This window comes from Nocardia brevicatena NBRC 12119, assembly GCF_000308495.1.
Classification (GTDB): Bacteria; Actinomycetota; Actinomycetes; order Mycobacteriales; family Mycobacteriaceae; genus Nocardia; species Nocardia brevicatena.
Genome location: NZ_BAFU01000070.1, coordinates 220986 through 237671 on the forward strand (window position 1 = coordinate 220986; position 16686 = coordinate 237671).

Here is a 16686-nt window from a genome sequence, read left to right on the forward strand (position 1 = left end):
CCCTATGATCAAGGACGCCGAGAGTGAAAAACTCTGGTGGGCGGGCCCGACTGCGGTAGAAGAGAATTCAGGACTGGAAGAATCTACGCGGGTTCCGCAGAATCTCCGTATCGTCTCGCCTCGTGAGCGGCACAGCCCACCTCCATCGGCCGTGACCATCGACGCCGGGTCCGGGCGATAACCACGCCCTCGGTGGCCGCACCGCGCGGTTCCACCGAGGGCACTCGGTCCGAACGTGGAATCAGGCGGGCGTTCCGAGGTTCACCGGGATCGACATGGGCCGATGGTGAAAAAGGACGGGGTATAGGCAATATCGTCCGGGTCGATCGCCAGGTTCGGCTCGGGGAAGCGCCGGTACAGCGTCGACAGCGCGAGCCGGCCTTCCAGTCGGGCCGGCGGCGCGCCGATGCAGTAACGCGGCCCCGGCCGCGGCGCTATTCGGCGGAGGCGGGTACGTTGGCCCGCTCGGCGCCGATCGTGGTGTCGGGTCCGTGACCGGTGTGCACCACGGTTTCATCGGGCAGCGCGAACAGGCGCTCGTTGATGGAGGCGAGGATGGTCGGATAGTCCGAGTGGGAGCGCCCGGTGGCGCCGGGCCCGCCCTCGAACAGCGTGTCACCGCTGAACACCTCACCGGTATTCGGCAGGTACAGGCAGCACGAGCCCGGAGAGTGCCCTGGGGTGTGCAGTACCCGCAGTTCGGAGCCGCCGACGGTGAACACCTGGCCGTCCTCGAGGGGGCGGTAGTCGACGCCCGGATGGGTCTGCCGCCACAGCACATCGTCGTCGGGGTGCAGATGGATGGGGCCGCCCGTGGCCGCGGACAGCGTGGGCGCGACGGTGACGTGGTCGTTGTGGGCGTGGGTGCACACGATCGCCACCACCCGCCGTCCCGCCACGATGTCGAGCACCGGTTGCGCGGCGTGTGCGGCGTCGACGATCAGCACCTCCGCGTCGTCGCCGATCAGCCAGATGTTGTTCTCGACATCCCAGCAGCCGCCGTCCAGGCAGAACTGCCCCTCGGTAACGACCCGCTCGACTCGCGCGCTCACAGCACCACCACCGATCGCAGCACCGCGCCCTCGTGCATGGTGTGGAACGCCTGCTCCACCTCGTCGAGCCCGATCCGCTCGGTCACGAACTTATCCAGCGGCAACCGGCCCTGTCGGTACAGTTCGATCAGCATCGGGAAGTCACGCTCCGGCAGGCAGTCGCCGTACCAGGACGATTTCAGCGAGCCGCCGCGGCTGAAGAAGTCGATCAGCGGCATCTCCAGGGTCATATCCGGGGTCGGTACCCCAACCAATACCACCATTCCCGCCAGGTCACGGGCGTAGAACGCCTGCTTCCAGGTCTCGGGGCGACCGACCGCGTCGATCACCACGTTCGCGCCGCAACCACCCGTCAACTCCTGGATCGCGGCGACGGGATCGGTCCCGGAGGCGTCGATGGTGTGGGTGGCGCCCAGGTCCTGGGCCCACTCCAGCTTCTTGGCGTCCCGATCCACCGCGATGATGGTGGTCGCGCCGGCCAGCCGCGCGCCGGCGAGGGCCGCGTCCCCGACACCGCCGCAGCCGATCACCGCCACCGAATCACCGCGGCCGACGTTGCCGGTGTTCATCGCCGCGCCCAGTCCGGCCATCACACCGCAGCCGAGCAGACCGGCGACGGCGGGATCGGTGTCGGGGTCGACCTTGGTGCACTGGCCCTCGTGGACGAGGGTCTTGTCCGCGAACGCCCCGATGCCGAGGGCAGGAGTGAGTTCGGTGCCGTCCTCCAGCGTCATGGAGCGACCGGCATTGAAGGTGTCGAAGCAGTACCAGGGGCGGCCCCGCTTGCAGGCTCGACACTGTCCGCAGACCGCGCGCCAGTTCAGCACCACGAAATCGCCGACGTCCACATGGGTGACCGCCTCGCCCACCGACTCCACCACGCCCGCGGCCTCGTGGCCGAGCAGGAAGGGGAATTCGTCGTTGATACCGCCCTCGCGGTAGGTCAGGTCGGTATGGCACACACCGCACGCCTGTACCCGGACGACCACGTCGCGCGGACCGGGGTCGGGGACGACGATGGTCACCATCTCCACCGGTGCACCGGAGCTGCGGGCGATGACCCCTCGGACGTTCTGCGGCACGGCATCTCCTCTCGGGCGGGTATCGACGCGGCCGACGATGATGCGCCGATGCGCATAACGTTATCCTCCCGGACCCGAATACGGACACCTGCGCTCGAAACCTGTTACACCGACCGCGTCTTCCCGTCGCCGATGCCGATCGCATATGCCGGGCCCGTCCCGCGGCACCGAGAGCGGATCGGCAAACATATGGACAACTCCCGGGCCCACGGTGGGTATGTCATGGCGACGGCCCCGGGCTCGCCGAACGTCGGTGGCCCCGCGCTCGTGGAAACCGATTCGACCGAGCTCTTCCTTCGCCTACGCCACCCCTCCCGCGCCTTCGACGGGCCCACACCGGATAACCGGCAAACCCCCGTCGACCGCGGTCAAGGCAGCGGTCGCCGCCGGCGAACCGACACCGGCGGCGACCACCACGACCGGAAACCCCATCAGATTGGTGTCCAACTCAATGGACGCGATGCCTGGACCTCGGCGCGTGGCGACACGCGGCCGCCACCCGGACAGCATCGGCCGCACCGGGAGAACACCACGCGGAAGGCGAATCCGGCTCAGCCCGCCGCGGCGGGACCCGGCGGCCCGTCCGCGCGCAGTTTGAGCAGGACCAGACCGGCGGTGCAGGCCAGAATGAGCCCGGCCACGGTGATCTCCACATGCAGGCCCGCGATACCGAGGACCGCGCCGACCAGACCGCCGACGAAGAACAGCCAACCGAATGCCCGGAATACGACCCTGCCCGCGCTACGCGAGCCCGATCCGACACCCCCACCCCGCGCCTCGGCGATCTCGACGTCCGCCTCGGAGCTCACGACCTCGGCCTCGACGACACCCGGCTCCGCGCCGGACATCTCGAATCCCTCGACCGTGCCGGGTAACCGGGTGGTCGTTTGGTCTCCCATCATCCACTCCTCGATGACGCCGTTCGTAACCCGATCCGCACGCGAACCGCTCGATATACGCCCATCCGGTTGTCCCGGCGTCCCATGCGTAACTTCGGCCACATACGCTACGGCCACCGTTGGGTGATTGTGACCTGACACGTACCCCAGACACGCCGGCGAGATCAATTCGATATCTGAATTAAAGATGTTTCATTCCAAATCCGCCCTGGTACCGCCCTTTTCGACCCAATACGGGACTGGTCGGCGCACGCTGCCTCGATTAAGGTAGGCCCACTGAGATATCACAGGAGCGTTACCGATGGAGAACAGCAGAACGAAGGTAGCCGGTCCACTGGCCGCCGCGGGCGCCGTTTCCCTCGGCCTGGTGCTCATCGGGGCATGCGGAATCGGCCAGGAGGACACCTATGTCGCCCCGCCGCCGATCCGGTCGGGCCTGCAGGCGGCACCGACTCCGCAACCGAGCGACACCACCGCAACGACGGCCCAGGTGATCATCCCACCATCCCCCACCTGGCAGGTCGCTCCCGAGATCACCGCGCCCCGGCGCACGCTCCCGACGCAGTACCTCACCTCGACCACGACGGCCACCGCCCAAGAAGGCGAGAACCCCGGCGGCTCCGAGAGCCCGGACGAAGCCACACCCACGTCGGCGCCGACCGAGTCGACCCCCGAAGGCCAAGAGGACACCACGGAACCGGGCGGTCCCGGCACCGCCGAACCGGGGACGGAAACCCTCGTCCCACCGATCGAACCGGCCAGTAGCGGACTACCGGTCCCGGAGATCACCGCCGCCCCGGCACCATCGGCCGCGCCGGCTCCGACACCGGCGGTCGAACCGGCCGTGGTCGCCGAACCGGCGATTACCTCCGAACCGTCCGTGTCCGCCGAATCCTCCGTGGCCGCCGAGACGTCGGTACCCGCCGCGTACGAACCGGCGGGTACCGAACAATCGCCGGAAACCGCACAGCCGCTCCCGGAAATCGGCGCGCCCACAACAACCGTGGCCCCCGAACCCGTCGAACCGGAGCCCGGGACCGCGCCGTCGACCGACGGCACCGCATCCGCACAGGGTTGAACGCACCCCACCCGGAAACGGAAAGGCCGGCACCCGCCGGTGCGTACCGCCGGATGCCGGCCCCCGTATCGATGGCTCCGGTGCCCGAACCCCTACAGTTCGGGTAGGCCGTACTCCCCGACGTTCCCGGCGAGAATCCGCAGATGCTCCAGGCTGCCGCCGAGGCTCCGCTCGATCGCGGTCAACCGGGCCGCATAGTGGCCCACAGGGTACTCGGAGGTGACACCGATACCGCCGTGCATCTGGATCGCCTCCTGCCCGACGTGGCGGGCCGAGCGGCTGATCTGCAGACGTGCCCGGGACACCTTCACCTGGTCCTCGTCGCCGTCGACCAGCGATGCGGTGAGGTAGTAGCTCATACTGCGGGCCAGTTCCAGCGAAACGTACATATTCGCGGCGCGCTGGGTGAGCGTCTGGAACTTCGACAGGGTGACCCCGAACTGTTTCCGGGTCTTCAGGTAGTCGGTGGTCAGCCGGAGCGCCTCCGTCATCGCACCGATGGACTCCGCGCACAGCCCGGCCTGGGCGTGGGCGAAGACCGAGTTCACCGCGGCGGAGGCATCGGAGGCCGAGCCGAGCACTTCGGCCGGGGCCGAGTCGAACTCGAATTGCGCGCCACGCTGCCCGTCGACGGTGGTGTACGGCTTGCGGGTCACACCGGAACCGGCGGCGGCCACCAGGAACAGCCCGATCCCGCCCTCGGGCAGGGACGCGCTGACCACCAGTTCATCGGCGCAGTCGCCGTGCGGCACCGGGTTCTTGGTGCCGGTGAGCACGTACCCGTCGTCCTTGGCGACGGCAGTGGCGGCGATCTCGTGGTCGGGCCAGCGGGAGCCGGGTTCGGCGTGTGCGAAGGCGAGCAGCCGGGCACCGGAGGCCACCTCGGGCAGGATCCGCTGCCGCTGCTGCGCGGTGCCCACCCGGGCGATGAGACCGCCGGGTACCAGCACGGCGTCGAGCAGGGGTTCCGGCGCGAGCCGGCGACCGATCTCCTCGAGTACCAGCATGGTCTCCACCGGTCCGGCACCCATTCCGCCGTCTTCTTCGGCGAAACTCAGCCCGAGCACACCCAACTCGGCCAGTTGGCCCCAGACATCGCGGCTCCAGCCGAGCTCGGTCTCGGTGACCTTCAGTCGGGATTCGGCGTCGTAGTTACGCGCAAGCACGTCACGCACGGTGTCGCGGAGTAGGGCCTGTTCATCGGTGAGATCGAAATCCATGTCCTGGTCTCACAATCCGAGGATCGTGGAGGCGATGATGGTGCGCTGCACCTCGCTCGAACCTCCGTAAATGGTTGTCTTGCGGTAGTTGAGGTAGGCGGGGCCGCTGCGCTGCGCCCATTCGGGCGAGGCGATATCCCCGGCACCGACCGGAAGGGCATCCGGACCGGCGATATCCAGCAGCAGTTCGGTTGCGGCCTGCTGGAGTTCCGAGCCTCGCAGCTTCAGTACCGACGAGGCGGGGTTCGGTTTCCCGTCGGCGGAATTCGACACGACCCGCAACTGGGTGAGCTCCAGGGCGAGCAGTTCGTTCTCCAGCTCGGCCACCCGGGCGGCGAACAGCGGATCCTCGAGCAGGGTGCCCGAACCCGATGTGGTGGCCGCGGCGTACTCCTTGGCCACGCCCAGCTTCACCTTGGTGCGTCCGACGCCGGTAATTCCGGTGCGCTCGTTGCCGAGCAGGAACTTGGCATAGGTCCAGCCCCTGTTCTCCTCGCCGACCAGCTGATCGGCGGGCACTCGGACATTCTCGAAGAAGACCTCGTTCACCTCGTAGCCGCCGTCGATGAGCTTGATCGGGCGGATGGTGACACCGGGCGATTTCACATCGAACAGCAGGAAGGAGATACCCGCCTGCTTCTTCGGAGCGTTCGGGTCGGTGCGGACCAGGCAGAAGATCCAGTCGGCGTTCTGGGCCAGAGTGGTCCAGATCTTCTGGCCGTTGACGATATAGGAATCGCCGTCGCGGACCGCGGTGGTGCGCAGGGAGGCCAGGTCGGAGCCGGCGTCGGGCTCGGAGAAGCCCTGGCACCACCAGATGTCCAGGGCGGCGGTCGGCGGAAGGAACCGCTTCTTGAGTTCCTCCGAGCCGAAGTGGGCGATCACCGGGCCGACCATCTGGGCGTTGAATGTCAGCGGCTCGGGCACGCAGGCCAGCTGCATCTCGTCCTGCCAGATATGGCGCTGCATCGGAGTCCAGTCCTTGCCGCCCCACTCCACCGGCCAGTTGGGTACGGCCAGACCATGGTCGTTGAGAATCTTGTGCGATGTGACGATGTCCTCGCGCGACAGCTCCAGGCCGTATTTGACGCGCTCACGAATCTCGGCGGGAATCTCGGTGCGGTAGAACCGTCGCAGTTCGTCCCGGAACGCGACGTCGTCGGGGGAAAGGGCTAGTTTCATACGCATCTCCCTGCGTGTCTCGAATATCCCGCCTTAAACCTACCCTTCGGTAATCATGCGCTGTCGAGTGGATCACAGTCGAGTAGGTCACATATCGCCCCCGACCGCCCAAACCGGGCGGTGACCGGCGCCGGGCAGCGACCACTGGTACCTTGCAGCGTGGGCGGAGACGCTCACGATTGCGTCGGACCGGATGTGCGATCGAGCGTCACCGCGACGGTTCGGATGAGGGAGTAGGCAGTGCACAACAGAACCATCGTGCGTATCGCCGCGACCGCGGCCGCCCTGGGCATCGGCGCGGGCCTCGGACCCACGGCACCGGCGGCGGCCGAACCCACCCGGCCGGACACCACCGCGTCCGCCCCGGCGAAGACGGCGCTCCTCACCCTCGCCGACCGAACCGCCGACAACCCGAAGGCCCGGGACGGCGTCGACGCGCTGCGCAAGTACACCCAACTCCTCGATATCGCCGAACTGCGCAACGTCAACAGCCTGTTCACCCCGTTCTCCTACCCCGCGGTAACCTTCGGCTGCGGCAGCAACGGCCTGATCACCACCACCTTCGCCTCGGCCACCGCCAACGGCCCCAGTACCACCTTCGGTCGCAACAGCGCACCGGGCACGCTGACCTTCCACGCCACCCCGTCGCATGCGGGTATCCCACAGAACACCGGCCTCACGATCGCCTGGATCAATATCAACAACGGCGCCGCCGGTCTCACCACCCTCGACGACCGAAACGCATCCGGGCTGCCGTCGCTGTCCAAGACGGTGCCGACCGGATACGGCACGGTCCTGGCATCGATATGGGGTCCGGTCGACTATCCGGGCGCGCTCTGCATGGTGACGCCGACCGTCGGCGTGTTCGGTGTGCCACCCGTCCCCGCCGCGACTCCGACGCCCGCACCCACGCCCGGGACTCCGACATCCGCACCGAGCCCTACACCCGGACCGGACCCGGCACCGGCACCCGGACCGACACCGGCGGAGACCGCACCCGAGTAACACCGGCGCAGGCCCGGAACGCCGGGCCGGGCGCGCCGGTCAGCGATCGGCGTAGGCCGCGGTGCGTCGGCCCGCGGTGATCACGGTGCGCAGAGCGGCGGTGAACCCGTCGGCGGTGACCGCCTCGATATCGACATGTTTGCCGGTGCGCACCGTATAGCGCCCGTCACCGGTCACGTCGATCCAACACAGCACCCCGAAAGGCCGGGGACGCCCGTCCCGGTGCACCGAAACCACGATTTGGCCCAGACCGTCGCGGCGCCGGACCAGCAGCCTGCGGATACGAGTGGACATGGTGGGGCCCTCCACCGGAACCGTCACCAGGTCGCGGCCGTCCTCGACCACCCGGTCGAGTGGTGCGCCGAGCCTCGGACCGCCACCCGCGGCCACCGGCGGCAGCGCCCGGACGACGCGGGCGGCGAGCGAGCCGACACCGCCGACGGAGATCCGCAGCCGCGCCCCGCGGTCGGGAGCCGCCCCCGGCTCTTGGACGACGACCACCGCGATATTCCCGGCCACGGCGCCGAGCACCCGTATCGGCTCCTCCGACGGAAGAGGACGGTTGTGCTCCACTACCGCGCCGGAACGCCCCGACCCGATCACCGGGCCGGACTGCCCACGAGCCCCGCCGAGCCGACCGGCGACCTCGGTCCGTACTGCTCCGCTCTCGTCACCGGAGAGTCGCGTCCCGCCGTACCCGGACGCGCCGCGGGAAGAGACCATATCGCTCGGCCCGCCCGCACCACCCCCTTGCCCGAATACCTCGATACTCAGGTCGGGGCGGCCGAGTATCCGCAGCGCCGCCTCCAGGTCGGCATCGAGCGTGCGATCGCACCACGCGTTCAGCTCGGCCAGCTGCGCGGCACGTTCGACGCTGTCGCGAGCGGACAGGCGAACCGCGAGCGGATAGGGTATGCGGTCACCGTCGGTACGTGCCCAGACCAGCGCGAACTGGTCCGGGGTGAGTATCCAACTCACTCGGGCTCGGCCCACTCGCCCAGGACGGGCGGCGTGGTCGGGTCCATGGCGCCGATGAGTTCCCCGGCCTCCTCGCCCGGCTCCAGGAAGAACAATTCCTCGTCGGGGAAGTGCAGCTGCTCGTCGTCCTCGACGCGTTGGGTACGCGTCGGAGGCGTGGCGGTACCGGCCACACCCGTTCCCGATCGCACCGTATCGGAGGCGAGCGCGCCTCCCATGAGGCCGCCGACCGCCCCCGCGCCCATACCCGTGACCGTCTCGCTTCCCGAACCATCGCGGGGCTCTTCGCGTTTGCGCTGATCCGGGGAAGCCGACGCCGCGACGGCGGCGGGCAGGCCGGGCATCACTGTCGCCGGGGCCGCGGCGGAAACCTGGTGTGCCGTCGGGCCGGTCGCCGTCGGCGCCGGCTGCGCGCTCGGCGTACCGGGTGCGGGAAGGGGTTCGGCGGCGGCAGTGGCGGTCGTCGGAACCTGCTCGGGGACGGTGATACCGGCCACTCCGGCGACGGATGCCGCGAGAACCGCGGGGGACTCACCCACCGCGGCCGCGACGGCCGGTGCCTCGACATCGCCGACGCCGGCCACCGGGCTCGGGAGCGAGGCCGCACCGGGCCGGGCGGGGGTCTGTCCCGTCGGTGTTTCCGGAGACCCACCCCGCTCGGCCTGCGCCGGAGCCGAGACCGGTGCGCTCGCGGCTTCCGTCCCGATATCGGGCAGTTCGGGGAAGGCCGGCACCGCGGAGCCGGTTGGAATGAACGCGCCCGCGTACACCGTCTCCATTACACGCACCGCGTCCTGGCGAGCATCCTCCGCTCCGCGCTGCACGGCGATATTGTCGATCGCCGCCGCCGGGCTCAGCAGTGCGGCGGCGAGATCTGTTTCGGCACCGGATGGTTCGGCGATACCCGCGCGCAGCGTTTCGGCGGCATCGCCGGCCCGTCCCAGCCGCTGCCCGACCGCCGCCAGGACATCGGCCAGATCCCGACCGGCCTGCTCGAAATCACGGACCGCCGCGGCGGCCTGCCGGGCCGCTCCGCCGCGCCAGCCGTCGGCGATGGCGGCGCGAATCTCCGTATGCGCCGCGGCGACCGCATCCGACAGGCCGATCGCCGCGCCCTGCCATGCCTGGCTGCCGGTCTGCAGTACCACCGGGTTCAGCAGCGACACACCGGCGTGGATCTCCTGATGGGTGAGATTGTCGAAGACCTCCACCGTCGGCGCGTACTCGGGATCGAGCCGATGGGCGCCGCGGTGGGTGGAGCGTGGCAGCTCACGCACGGGAACCTCCCACCGACACGGCACCGTCGACGGACTCTCCCGTCCGGCCCAGCAGACCCGCCATATCGCCGTCGATCTCGTGGTAGGCCGCCGCCGCGTCCCGGAAGATCCCGGCGAGTCGGCGTGCGGTATCGGAATACCGGCGCAGCGCGTCGATCGCGCCGGTCGCCTTGTCCTCGAAGCCTCGGCGTAGGGCCGCACCCGAGTCGAAACCGCCGAAGCCCGGGAGAGACAGGGCGGCGGTGAGTGTTTCGATCTGCGCGTCCACCTGGTCGGCCAGCTGCTCGTAACGCTGCGCGCAGCGTTCGTGGGCGCCCTCGGCGACCAACACCCCATCGATCCACAACCGTCCGTCTTCGACGGCCGAGTCGAGCACGGCGATACTGTTCGACTGCACCCCGTCCCCCTTCCTGATCCGCTGTACGCGACAGCTATCGGTGGCTGTGCCCCGCCGACGCCACGACCACTTCCCGCATCCATCGCACGATATCGGCGCCGACTCGCGCGTGTACCGGTTCGTGCAGCAGATCGTGCCCGGCGTCGGAATACACTCGTAAATCTACCGATTCGTGGCGGCTCGTCCAGACTCGCACGGCGTCCATCGGGGCGCGACGATCGTCGACACCGTGTACCACCAATACCGGAAACCGTTCCGGCAGCGGTGTTCCCGGCGCGCCCGGCACCCCACCGCCCAGCGCCCGCCGCGGGGTACCGCATAGCACCAGGCCGGCCAATATGTTCGCGTCCAGGGCCGGGACCAGCGGATAGCCCGCGGAGACCGTACCGTCCATCGAATGCTCCGCGTCGGCCGGCGGCGGCACCGCCGCGCCCAACATGCCCAGAGCGGTGACCGCTCCGAGCGAATGCCCCATAAGAGTCAACGGCATGGTCGGATGGTCTCGGCGCACCAGCTCGACCAGGCGCACCGCGTCGGCCACGAGCTCACGCAATGTGCCCGGCCGCTCCGGATCCCCCTCGCTGAGCCCGTGCCCGGCCGTGTCCAACGCCCACATCCGGAATCCGGCACCGTTCACCTGCCGGGCGAAACGGTGGTAGTGCCCGCTGTGCTGGCCTGTCCCCGGCAGCAGCACCAGACCCGCCGGCGCCTCATCGACAGGCCACGCGCGATAGTGCAACTGCCCGCGGGCACCTTCGAAAAAGCTCATGTCACGATTGTGGCAAAGAGGCGACGCACGGTGGTGGGACACGATTTTCGCCGCGAGCGTACTAGAGTTCGCCGCCCGGCTCGGGCGTCATCGGCTCTCGGGAGCCGAGCAGTTCCGTCACTTCGCTGTCGTCGAGCTGGTGGAAGTCGAGGTAGGCGCCCCCGACCCCGCCGAGCGACGCCGGTACCAGCGGACACACCAGCTCGTCGGCTTCGGCCGCCACCCGGCGCATCGCCTCGGGCGAGGCCACCGGTACCGCCACCACGACCCGGCTCGGGCGCTGGGAGCGCGCCACCCGACAGGCCACCAGGACCGTCGCCCCGGTCGCCATGCCGTCGTCGACGATCACGACGGTGCGCCCGGCCATCGGTATCGGGGCGGCGCCTTCGCGCCAGACCGAACGGCGGCGACGCAGCTCGGCGCGTTCGGTCTCCTCTATCTCGTCCAGTTCCCGCGGCTCGAGCCCGGTCTGTCGCAGTACCTCCCGGTTGACCACGCGGGCGTCGTCTTCTCCGATCGCGCCCGCCGCCAGCTCCGGCTGCCAGGGCACACCGAGCTTGCGGACCAGCAGAATGTCCAGGTCTCCGCCGATCACCTCGCGGACCGCGGCGGCGACCGGGACGCCGCCGCGCGGCAGCCCGAGCACCAGCGGGTTCGCCGCGCGCAGGTGCGTCAGGTGGTTGCCCAGCGCCTGTCCGGCGGAGGTGCGATCGGCGTAGGTCATCACCTGGAACGCTACTCCGCCGCGATGGTGTAGCGCCGCAGGGCGAGGCTCGGATTGACGGCCCGCACCCGTGCCAGTCGGTCGATGTCTATTCCGGCGTGTACCACCCCCGGCTCGTCGGCCAGTTCACCCAATACCGCCCCGGTGGGATCGATGATCATCGACGCACCCGCCCCGCGGGGCGCGCACTGGTCCGCCGCCGCCACATAGACGGTGTTCTCGATGGCGCGGGCACGCAGCAGCGTCGTCCACTGGTCGACCTTGCCCGGTCCGGGGATCCACTGCGCAGGCAGCAGCAGCACCTGCGCCCCCGCTGCGGCAAGGCGCCGGAACCCCTCCGGAAAGCGCAGGTCGAAGCAGGTCTGCAGGCCGAACCTCACGCCGTCGACGGTGAAGGTGGCGGGCTCGGCGAGCGGACCGGGACGCACGATCTCGGATTCCCGCTGCCCGAATGCGTCGTAGAGATGCACCTTGCGGTAGGAGGCGATGAGCGTTCCGTCCGGGGCGAGCGCCACCAGCGTGTTGTGGATCCGGCCGTCGTCCGGTTCTGTGGTCTCGACCACCCCGGCGACCAGGTACACCCCCGTCCGCGCGGCCAGTTCGGCGAGGCCGGTGACGAACGGACCGGTGAGCGGCTCCGCCGCGGCGACCGCCCGCCGATCCAGCCGGGCGACCGCGAACATCGAATACTCCGGCGCGACCACCACCCGAGCGCCGTGGGCCGCCGCCGTCCGCACATGATCGGCGAGCACCGCGAGGTTGGCCGACCGGTCGGTATACGGTGCGAATTGCACCACGGCGATATCGGTCCGGGCGGCTTCCGACGGCGGCGCGGTGGTCGTGGTATCGGCTTCCATGGTGCTCACCGTATTGGCCCGGTGGCCGGTACTACCAGGACCAGGCAGTAAACTACTGGTCAATGAGCACCAATCAGGACGCCGGCGTAACCAACGACATGGTTCGCGACACCACCGAACTTGACGCCGCCGGCCCGTCCTTCGCCGACCTCGGCATCGATGACCGAATCCTCGCGGCCATCGCCGATGTCGGTTACGAATCCCCGTCGCCCATCCAGGCGGCCACCATCCCGCCACTGCTGGATGGCGCCGATGTGGTCGGTCTGGCACAGACCGGTACCGGTAAGACCGCTGCCTTCGCCATCCCCATTCTGATGGGTCTGCTGCGGGGGCGCCCCACCGGCAAACAGCCCACCGCGCTGGTGCTCGCCCCTACCCGCGAGCTGGCCATCCAGGTCGCCGAGGCGTTCGGCCGCTACGCCACGCATATGCCGGAGGTGCACGTCCTGCCCATCTACGGCGGGCAGGGCTACGGGGTGCAGCTGTCCGGCCTGCGGCGCGGCGCGCAGGTGGTGGTGGGCACCCCGGGCCGGGTGATCGACCACCTGGAGAAGGGCACCCTGGATTTGACCCGGTTGCGGTACCTGGTGCTCGACGAGGCCGACGAGATGCTGAAGATGGGGTTCCAGGAGGATGTGGAGCGCATCCTCGCCGACACCCCCGACGACAAGCAGGTCGCGCTGTTCTCCGCGACCATGCCCACGGCCATCCGCAAGATCGCCGAGCAGTATCTGCACGAGCCGGTGGAGGTCACGGTCGAGGCGCGGACCACCACCAACACCAATATCACCCAGCGCTGGGTGCAGGTCTCCCATCAGCGCAAACTCGACGCGCTCACCCGAATTCTCGAGGTGGAGCCGTTCGAGGCCATGATCATCTTCGTGCGCACCAAACAGGCCACCGAGGAGTTGGCCGAGAAGCTGCGCGCCCGCGGTTTCTCCGCGGCGGCGATCAATGGCGATATCGTGCAGGCGCAGCGGGAACGCACTATCGGGCAGCTCAAGGCGGGCGCCCTCGACATTCTGGTCGCCACCGATGTCGCCGCCCGCGGTCTGGATGTCGATCGCATCTCGCATGTGGTCAACTACGACATCCCGCACGACACCGAGTCGTATGTGCACCGGATCGGGCGCACCGGCCGGGCGGGACGCAGCGGCCAGGCCCTGCTGTTCGTGGCGCCCCGGGAACGGCATCTGCTCAAGTCCATCGAACGCGCCACCCGGCATCCGCTGACCGAGATGCAGCTGCCCAGCGTGGACGATGTGAACGCGCAGCGGGTCGCCAAATTCGGCGACGCCATCACCGAGAACCTCAGCTCCGACAACCTGGCCCTGTTCCGCGGCCTGATCGAAGACTACGAACGCGAGCACAACATCCCGCTGGCGGATATCGCCGCGGCGCTGGCGGTGAGCGCGCAGGACGGCGACGACTTCTTCCTGGAGCCCGAACCGGAACCGGTGGAACGCCCGCGCCGTGAACGAGCGCCGCGCGCCTTCGACGGCGAGCGACGCAGCGCGGCCGGTCGGCATCGGGTGACCGGCACCGAACTGGCCACCTATCGGATCAATGTCGGCAAACGGCATCGGGTGGTGCCCGGCGCGATCGTCGGCGCCATCGCCAACGAGGGCGGTCTGCGGCGCAGCGATTTCGGGCATATCAGCATCCGTCCCGACCACAGTCTGGTGGAACTGCCCGCCCAACTGCCGGAGGAGACCCTGGAGGCGCTTCGCGGAACCCGGATCAGCGGTGTGTTGATCCAACTACAGCCGGACCCCGGCCCGCCCGTGCACCGTGGACTCGGCCGTGGGCCGCGTCGGGACGGCGGCAAACGACAGGAACGGCGTAAACCGCGTTCCTGAGCCGTTTCCCCGCGCACGCTTCCCTCGCCCGGCCGTGCCGGTCCGACCCGCGGCCCATAGCGTGGAGGCACTGGTTACAGTGTTGCCGTCCGGCGCGCAGGATGGTTTGCGCTGGCCGGTGTCCCGCTGGACGCAGGAGGGCACGGTTGTTCGTTGTCGGTGATCGGGTCGTATGCGGTACCGCGGATCTCGTGCGCGCCGCACGATGTGAATCGACGACTTCGTCGCCCGCGCCGATGCCCTGGTACGCACTGCCCACGGCACCCGCTACCGAGTGCTCGGCGACACTCCCGATCCGGACCGCATTGTCGCGACCGCCGTGGAAGCGGCGGCCTGCGCGCAGGCCGTGGAACGCGCCGGGGAGCCGGTCGATCCGTTGGTGACGGTCCGTATCGGCGACCACACGCACACCGTCGCGCTCGCCGACGCGCTCCCGGTATACCGGTCCCGACGCCGCAGGGTGGAAAGGATCGTCGCCGAACAACTCGACGAACTCCTGCCGGTGCAATGGGATGACCCGCGCTATCGGGCCTGCGGCCGCTGCCGCACCTGTACCGCGGCCCTGTCCGAATCCCGGGACCTACTGCTGGTGGCGGGTACGGATTCGGCTACTCGGGCACGGCTGCGTGAGGCCGGTATCACCACCATCGACCGGCTGGCCGCTCATACCGGCGCCTCACGCTCGGCCGCCCACCCGTCCGTCCCGAGCGGGATACCGGCACGCACCCTCGCCCGACTCCGTCGCCAGGCCGATATCCAGCTCCGGTAGGAAGGTTCCGGTCGCCCGGAGCATGTTCTCCTCGACCCGGCCACCGTCGCCGCACTACCGGCCTCCTCCCCCGACGACCTGGCCCTGACGGCGCGGCGCGTGGCGCCGCGGCGGCTGCGGATCGAACTCGGCGACCGCGCCACCACCCTGCTCTCCCGCGACATCGTCGTCGATCCGGCGGGCCCGTATCTCCCATCCGAACAGCGCCGCCGATCCCGCGCCGAACAGCGGCGGGTGCTCACCGAACTCGTCGACACCGTCGCCCGCCGGCGTGACCACCATTCGGATCTGCGCGTCTACCACTACGGCTCGACGGTACGGTCGGCGCTGCTGTCGGCGAGCGGACGCCTCGGTACCGGCGAAGAGGCCCTCGACGAACTGTTCCGCGCGAATATCCTCGTCGACCTCTACCCGTTCCTCCGTGGCGCCGTCCTGATCGGTGTGCGCTCCTATGAGCTGGATCGGCTGCGCGTCCTCCTCGCGGATTCCGTGCCCCCGGACGAACCGGACTCCCGCGTGGTGCTGCGGCTTCGGGACTGGCTGGGCGCCCGGACGCGCCGGCGGGACCGGACCCACCCCGCCCCGGTGGAAACCGCTCCGGTCCGCTGGGCCGTCACCGCACCTCCGTCGTATCCGAGCTCGGTCGAAGCCGCTCTCACCGAATACGCCGACGACAGCACCTCGCCCATCCGCCCGGACACGGCCGAGCAAGCACCCGACGAGACCACCTCGCGGCATGGGGCTCCGCTACCGCCCGACCCGATCCCCGAACCATTCCCGGCCTGCCCGCCGCTCGATTCCCGGCGGGTGGCAGCCCTCACCGCCGCGGCGCTCGGTTACCACCGCCGCGAACGGCAGTCCGCCTGGTGGAGCCATATCGACCTGCTGAACCGCCCCTTCGAGGAATGGCCGGACACCTCCGGGGCGATGGTCGCCGAATGGGGCACGGTCGACACGAAATGGCATCTCGGCCCGCGCGGCGACATCATGCGCCGGTTCCTGACCCTGACCGGCCGGATCGGCACCGGCAGGCTCGCCCCCGGTACCGCGGTGTACACCTGCTACGACCGCCCCACGCCCGGTATGCGCACCACCGGCACCGCGCGCGGACTGGCGACCGCTACCGTTCTCGGCTGCTCGGTCGACGCCGAATTCGCGGATACCGTGCGGCTGGAGGAAGAACTTCCACCGGGCTGCGCCCCCTATGGCGACCTGCCCGCCGCCATCGCACCCCGGCTGCGGGGCGAGGTCGACGAGACCGCGGCAGCGGTCGAATATCTCGGCGGGCAGTTGCTCATGGCGCTGCCCGCCGTCCCGGAGACCGCGATCTTCGACATTCTCGCGCTCCGCGGACCCCGGCTGCGGACCCGCGACGCGCTGCCGCGGACATCCGGTGACCCTACGGCCGCGATCACGGCGGCACTGCGCGATCTGGACCGCTCTTATCTGGCCGTACAGGCCCCCACCGGTACCGGCAGAACCACGACCGTCGCCGGGGTCGTCGCCGAACTCGTCACGCGGCACCACTGGCGGGTCGG

17 protein-coding genes are annotated in these 16686 nt (G+C 69.5%); 4 read left to right on the top strand and 13 right to left on the bottom strand.

Translation table 11 applies throughout. From position 1 onward, the window contains the following. Positions 1-434: 434 nt before the first annotated feature. The 3 genes from ON20_RS20040 to ON20_RS20055 all read right to left on the bottom strand — a co-directional run bounded on the left by ON20_RS20040 (position 435) and on the right by ON20_RS20055 (position 3036). Positions 435-1052, bottom strand: coding sequence for an MBL fold metallo-hydrolase (locus ON20_RS20040; RefSeq protein ID WP_040837572.1), 618 nt, complete (start codon positions 1050-1052; stop codon positions 435-437). After that, positions 1049-2134, bottom strand: a complete 1086-nt coding sequence (locus ON20_RS20045) for an S-(hydroxymethyl)mycothiol dehydrogenase (protein WP_040837574.1) — start codon at positions 2132-2134, stop codon at positions 1049-1051. The genes ON20_RS20040 and ON20_RS20045 overlap by 4 nt, the downstream gene beginning before the upstream one ends. Before the next feature lie 551 nt (positions 2135-2685). Next, entirely contained in the window at positions 2686-3036 is a 351-nt protein-coding gene (locus tag ON20_RS20055; protein ID WP_218002576.1) for a hypothetical protein, read from the bottom strand. A gap of 298 nt (positions 3037-3334) precedes the next feature. Between ON20_RS20055 and ON20_RS20060 the strand changes: the two genes are divergently transcribed. Then, the gene (locus ON20_RS20060; RefSeq protein WP_040837577.1) at positions 3335-4111 is read left to right on the top strand and encodes a hypothetical protein; all 777 of its coding nucleotides are present in this window, start codon (positions 3335-3337) and stop codon (positions 4109-4111) included. A gap of 92 nt (positions 4112-4203) precedes the next feature. On the opposite strand, the gene ON20_RS20065 is transcribed toward ON20_RS20060, so the two are convergent. Together ON20_RS20065 and ON20_RS20070 are read right to left on the bottom strand one after the other, a co-directional pair. Beyond that, the gene (locus ON20_RS20065; RefSeq protein WP_040837579.1) at positions 4204-5331 is read right to left on the bottom strand and encodes an acyl-CoA dehydrogenase family protein; all 1128 of its coding nucleotides are present in this window, start codon (positions 5329-5331) and stop codon (positions 4204-4206) included. 9 nt (positions 5332-5340) lie between these two features. Beyond that, on the bottom strand, positions 5341-6513 hold the full coding sequence (locus ON20_RS20070) for an acyl-CoA dehydrogenase family protein (RefSeq protein ID WP_040837800.1): 1173 nt from the start codon (positions 6511-6513) through the stop codon (positions 5341-5343). Between the two features lie 240 nt (positions 6514-6753). On the opposite strand from ON20_RS20070, the gene ON20_RS20075 reads away from it, so the two are divergent. Next, the gene (locus ON20_RS20075; RefSeq protein WP_040837582.1) at positions 6754-7518 is read left to right on the top strand and encodes a hypothetical protein; all 765 of its coding nucleotides are present in this window, start codon (positions 6754-6756) and stop codon (positions 7516-7518) included. 39 nt (positions 7519-7557) lie between these two features. Here the strand turns inward: ON20_RS20075 and ON20_RS20080 are convergent, their stop codons facing one another. From ON20_RS20080 to ON20_RS20105, 6 genes are all read right to left on the bottom strand, one after another. Continuing rightward, positions 7558-8496, bottom strand: a complete 939-nt coding sequence (locus ON20_RS20080) for an ESX secretion-associated protein EspG (protein WP_040837801.1) — start codon at positions 8494-8496, stop codon at positions 7558-7560. Next, positions 8493-9773, bottom strand: a complete 1281-nt coding sequence (locus ON20_RS20085; protein ID WP_040837584.1) for a PPE domain-containing protein — start codon at positions 9771-9773, stop codon at positions 8493-8495. The genes ON20_RS20080 and ON20_RS20085 overlap by 4 nt, the downstream gene beginning before the upstream one ends. Further along, entirely contained in the window at positions 9766-10170 is a 405-nt protein-coding gene (locus ON20_RS20090; RefSeq protein WP_040837586.1) for a hypothetical protein, read from the bottom strand. Before ON20_RS20090 ends, ON20_RS20085 begins: the two co-directional genes overlap by 8 nt. A 34-nt stretch (positions 10171-10204) precedes the next feature. Beyond that, entirely contained in the window at positions 10205-10939 is a 735-nt protein-coding gene (locus ON20_RS20095; protein ID WP_040837587.1) for an alpha/beta hydrolase, read from the bottom strand. 61 nt (positions 10940-11000) lie between these two features. Beyond that, positions 11001-11663, bottom strand: a complete 663-nt coding sequence (locus ON20_RS20100) for a phosphoribosyltransferase (RefSeq protein WP_051162890.1) — start codon at positions 11661-11663, stop codon at positions 11001-11003. Between the two features lie 11 nt (positions 11664-11674). Then, entirely contained in the window at positions 11675-12520 is an 846-nt protein-coding gene (locus tag ON20_RS20105) for a carbon-nitrogen hydrolase family protein (protein WP_051162892.1), read from the bottom strand. Between the two features lie 62 nt (positions 12521-12582). Here ON20_RS20105 and ON20_RS20110 point away from each other — a divergent pair, with 62 nt between their 5' ends. Together ON20_RS20110 and ON20_RS33305 are read left to right on the top strand one after the other, a co-directional pair. Then, positions 12583-14379 (top strand): DEAD/DEAH box helicase, encoded by a 1797-nt coding sequence (locus ON20_RS20110; protein ID WP_040837589.1) that lies wholly within the window; start codon positions 12583-12585, stop codon positions 14377-14379. A 274-nt stretch (positions 14380-14653) separates the two neighbouring features. After that, positions 14654-15148 carry a hypothetical protein gene (locus tag ON20_RS33305; protein ID WP_051162894.1) on the top strand — a complete coding sequence of 165 codons (495 nt, stop codon included), beginning with the start codon at positions 14654-14656 and terminating at the stop codon, positions 15146-15148. A 54-nt stretch (positions 15149-15202) separates the two neighbouring features. Here ON20_RS33305 and ON20_RS33310 read toward each other — a convergent pair whose 3' ends face one another. After that, entirely contained in the window at positions 15203-15724 is a 522-nt protein-coding gene (locus ON20_RS33310; protein ID WP_051162895.1) for a hypothetical protein, read from the bottom strand. Positions 15725-15895: 171 nt separating this feature from the next. Next, entirely contained in the window at positions 15896-16672 is a 777-nt protein-coding gene (locus ON20_RS36565) for a hypothetical protein (protein WP_157228915.1), read from the bottom strand. Positions 16673-16686: the final 14 nt, after the last annotated feature.

Coding starts and splice junctions, on each gene's coding strand:
- ON20_RS20100 (WP_051162890.1), bottom strand. CDS start 11,663: ATGACCTACGCCGATCGCACCTCCGCCGGACAGGCGCTGGGCAACCAC.
- ON20_RS20105 (WP_051162892.1), bottom strand. CDS start 12,520: ATGGAAGCCGATACCACGACCACCGCGCCGCCGTCGGAAGCCGCCCGG.
- ON20_RS20070 (WP_040837800.1), bottom strand. CDS start 6,513: ATGAAACTAGCCCTTTCCCCCGACGACGTCGCGTTCCGGGACGAACTG.
- ON20_RS20060 (WP_040837577.1), top strand. CDS start 3,335: ATGGAGAACAGCAGAACGAAGGTAGCCGGTCCACTGGCCGCCGCGGGC.
- ON20_RS20065 (WP_040837579.1), bottom strand. CDS start 5,331: ATGGATTTCGATCTCACCGATGAACAGGCCCTACTCCGCGACACCGTG.
- ON20_RS20055 (WP_218002576.1), bottom strand. CDS start 3,036: ATGATGGGAGACCAAACGACCACCCGGTTACCCGGCACGGTCGAGGGA.
- ON20_RS20110 (WP_040837589.1), top strand. CDS start 12,583: ATGAGCACCAATCAGGACGCCGGCGTAACCAACGACATGGTTCGCGAC.
- ON20_RS20095 (WP_040837587.1), bottom strand. CDS start 10,939: ATGAGCTTTTTCGAAGGTGCCCGCGGGCAGTTGCACTATCGCGCGTGG.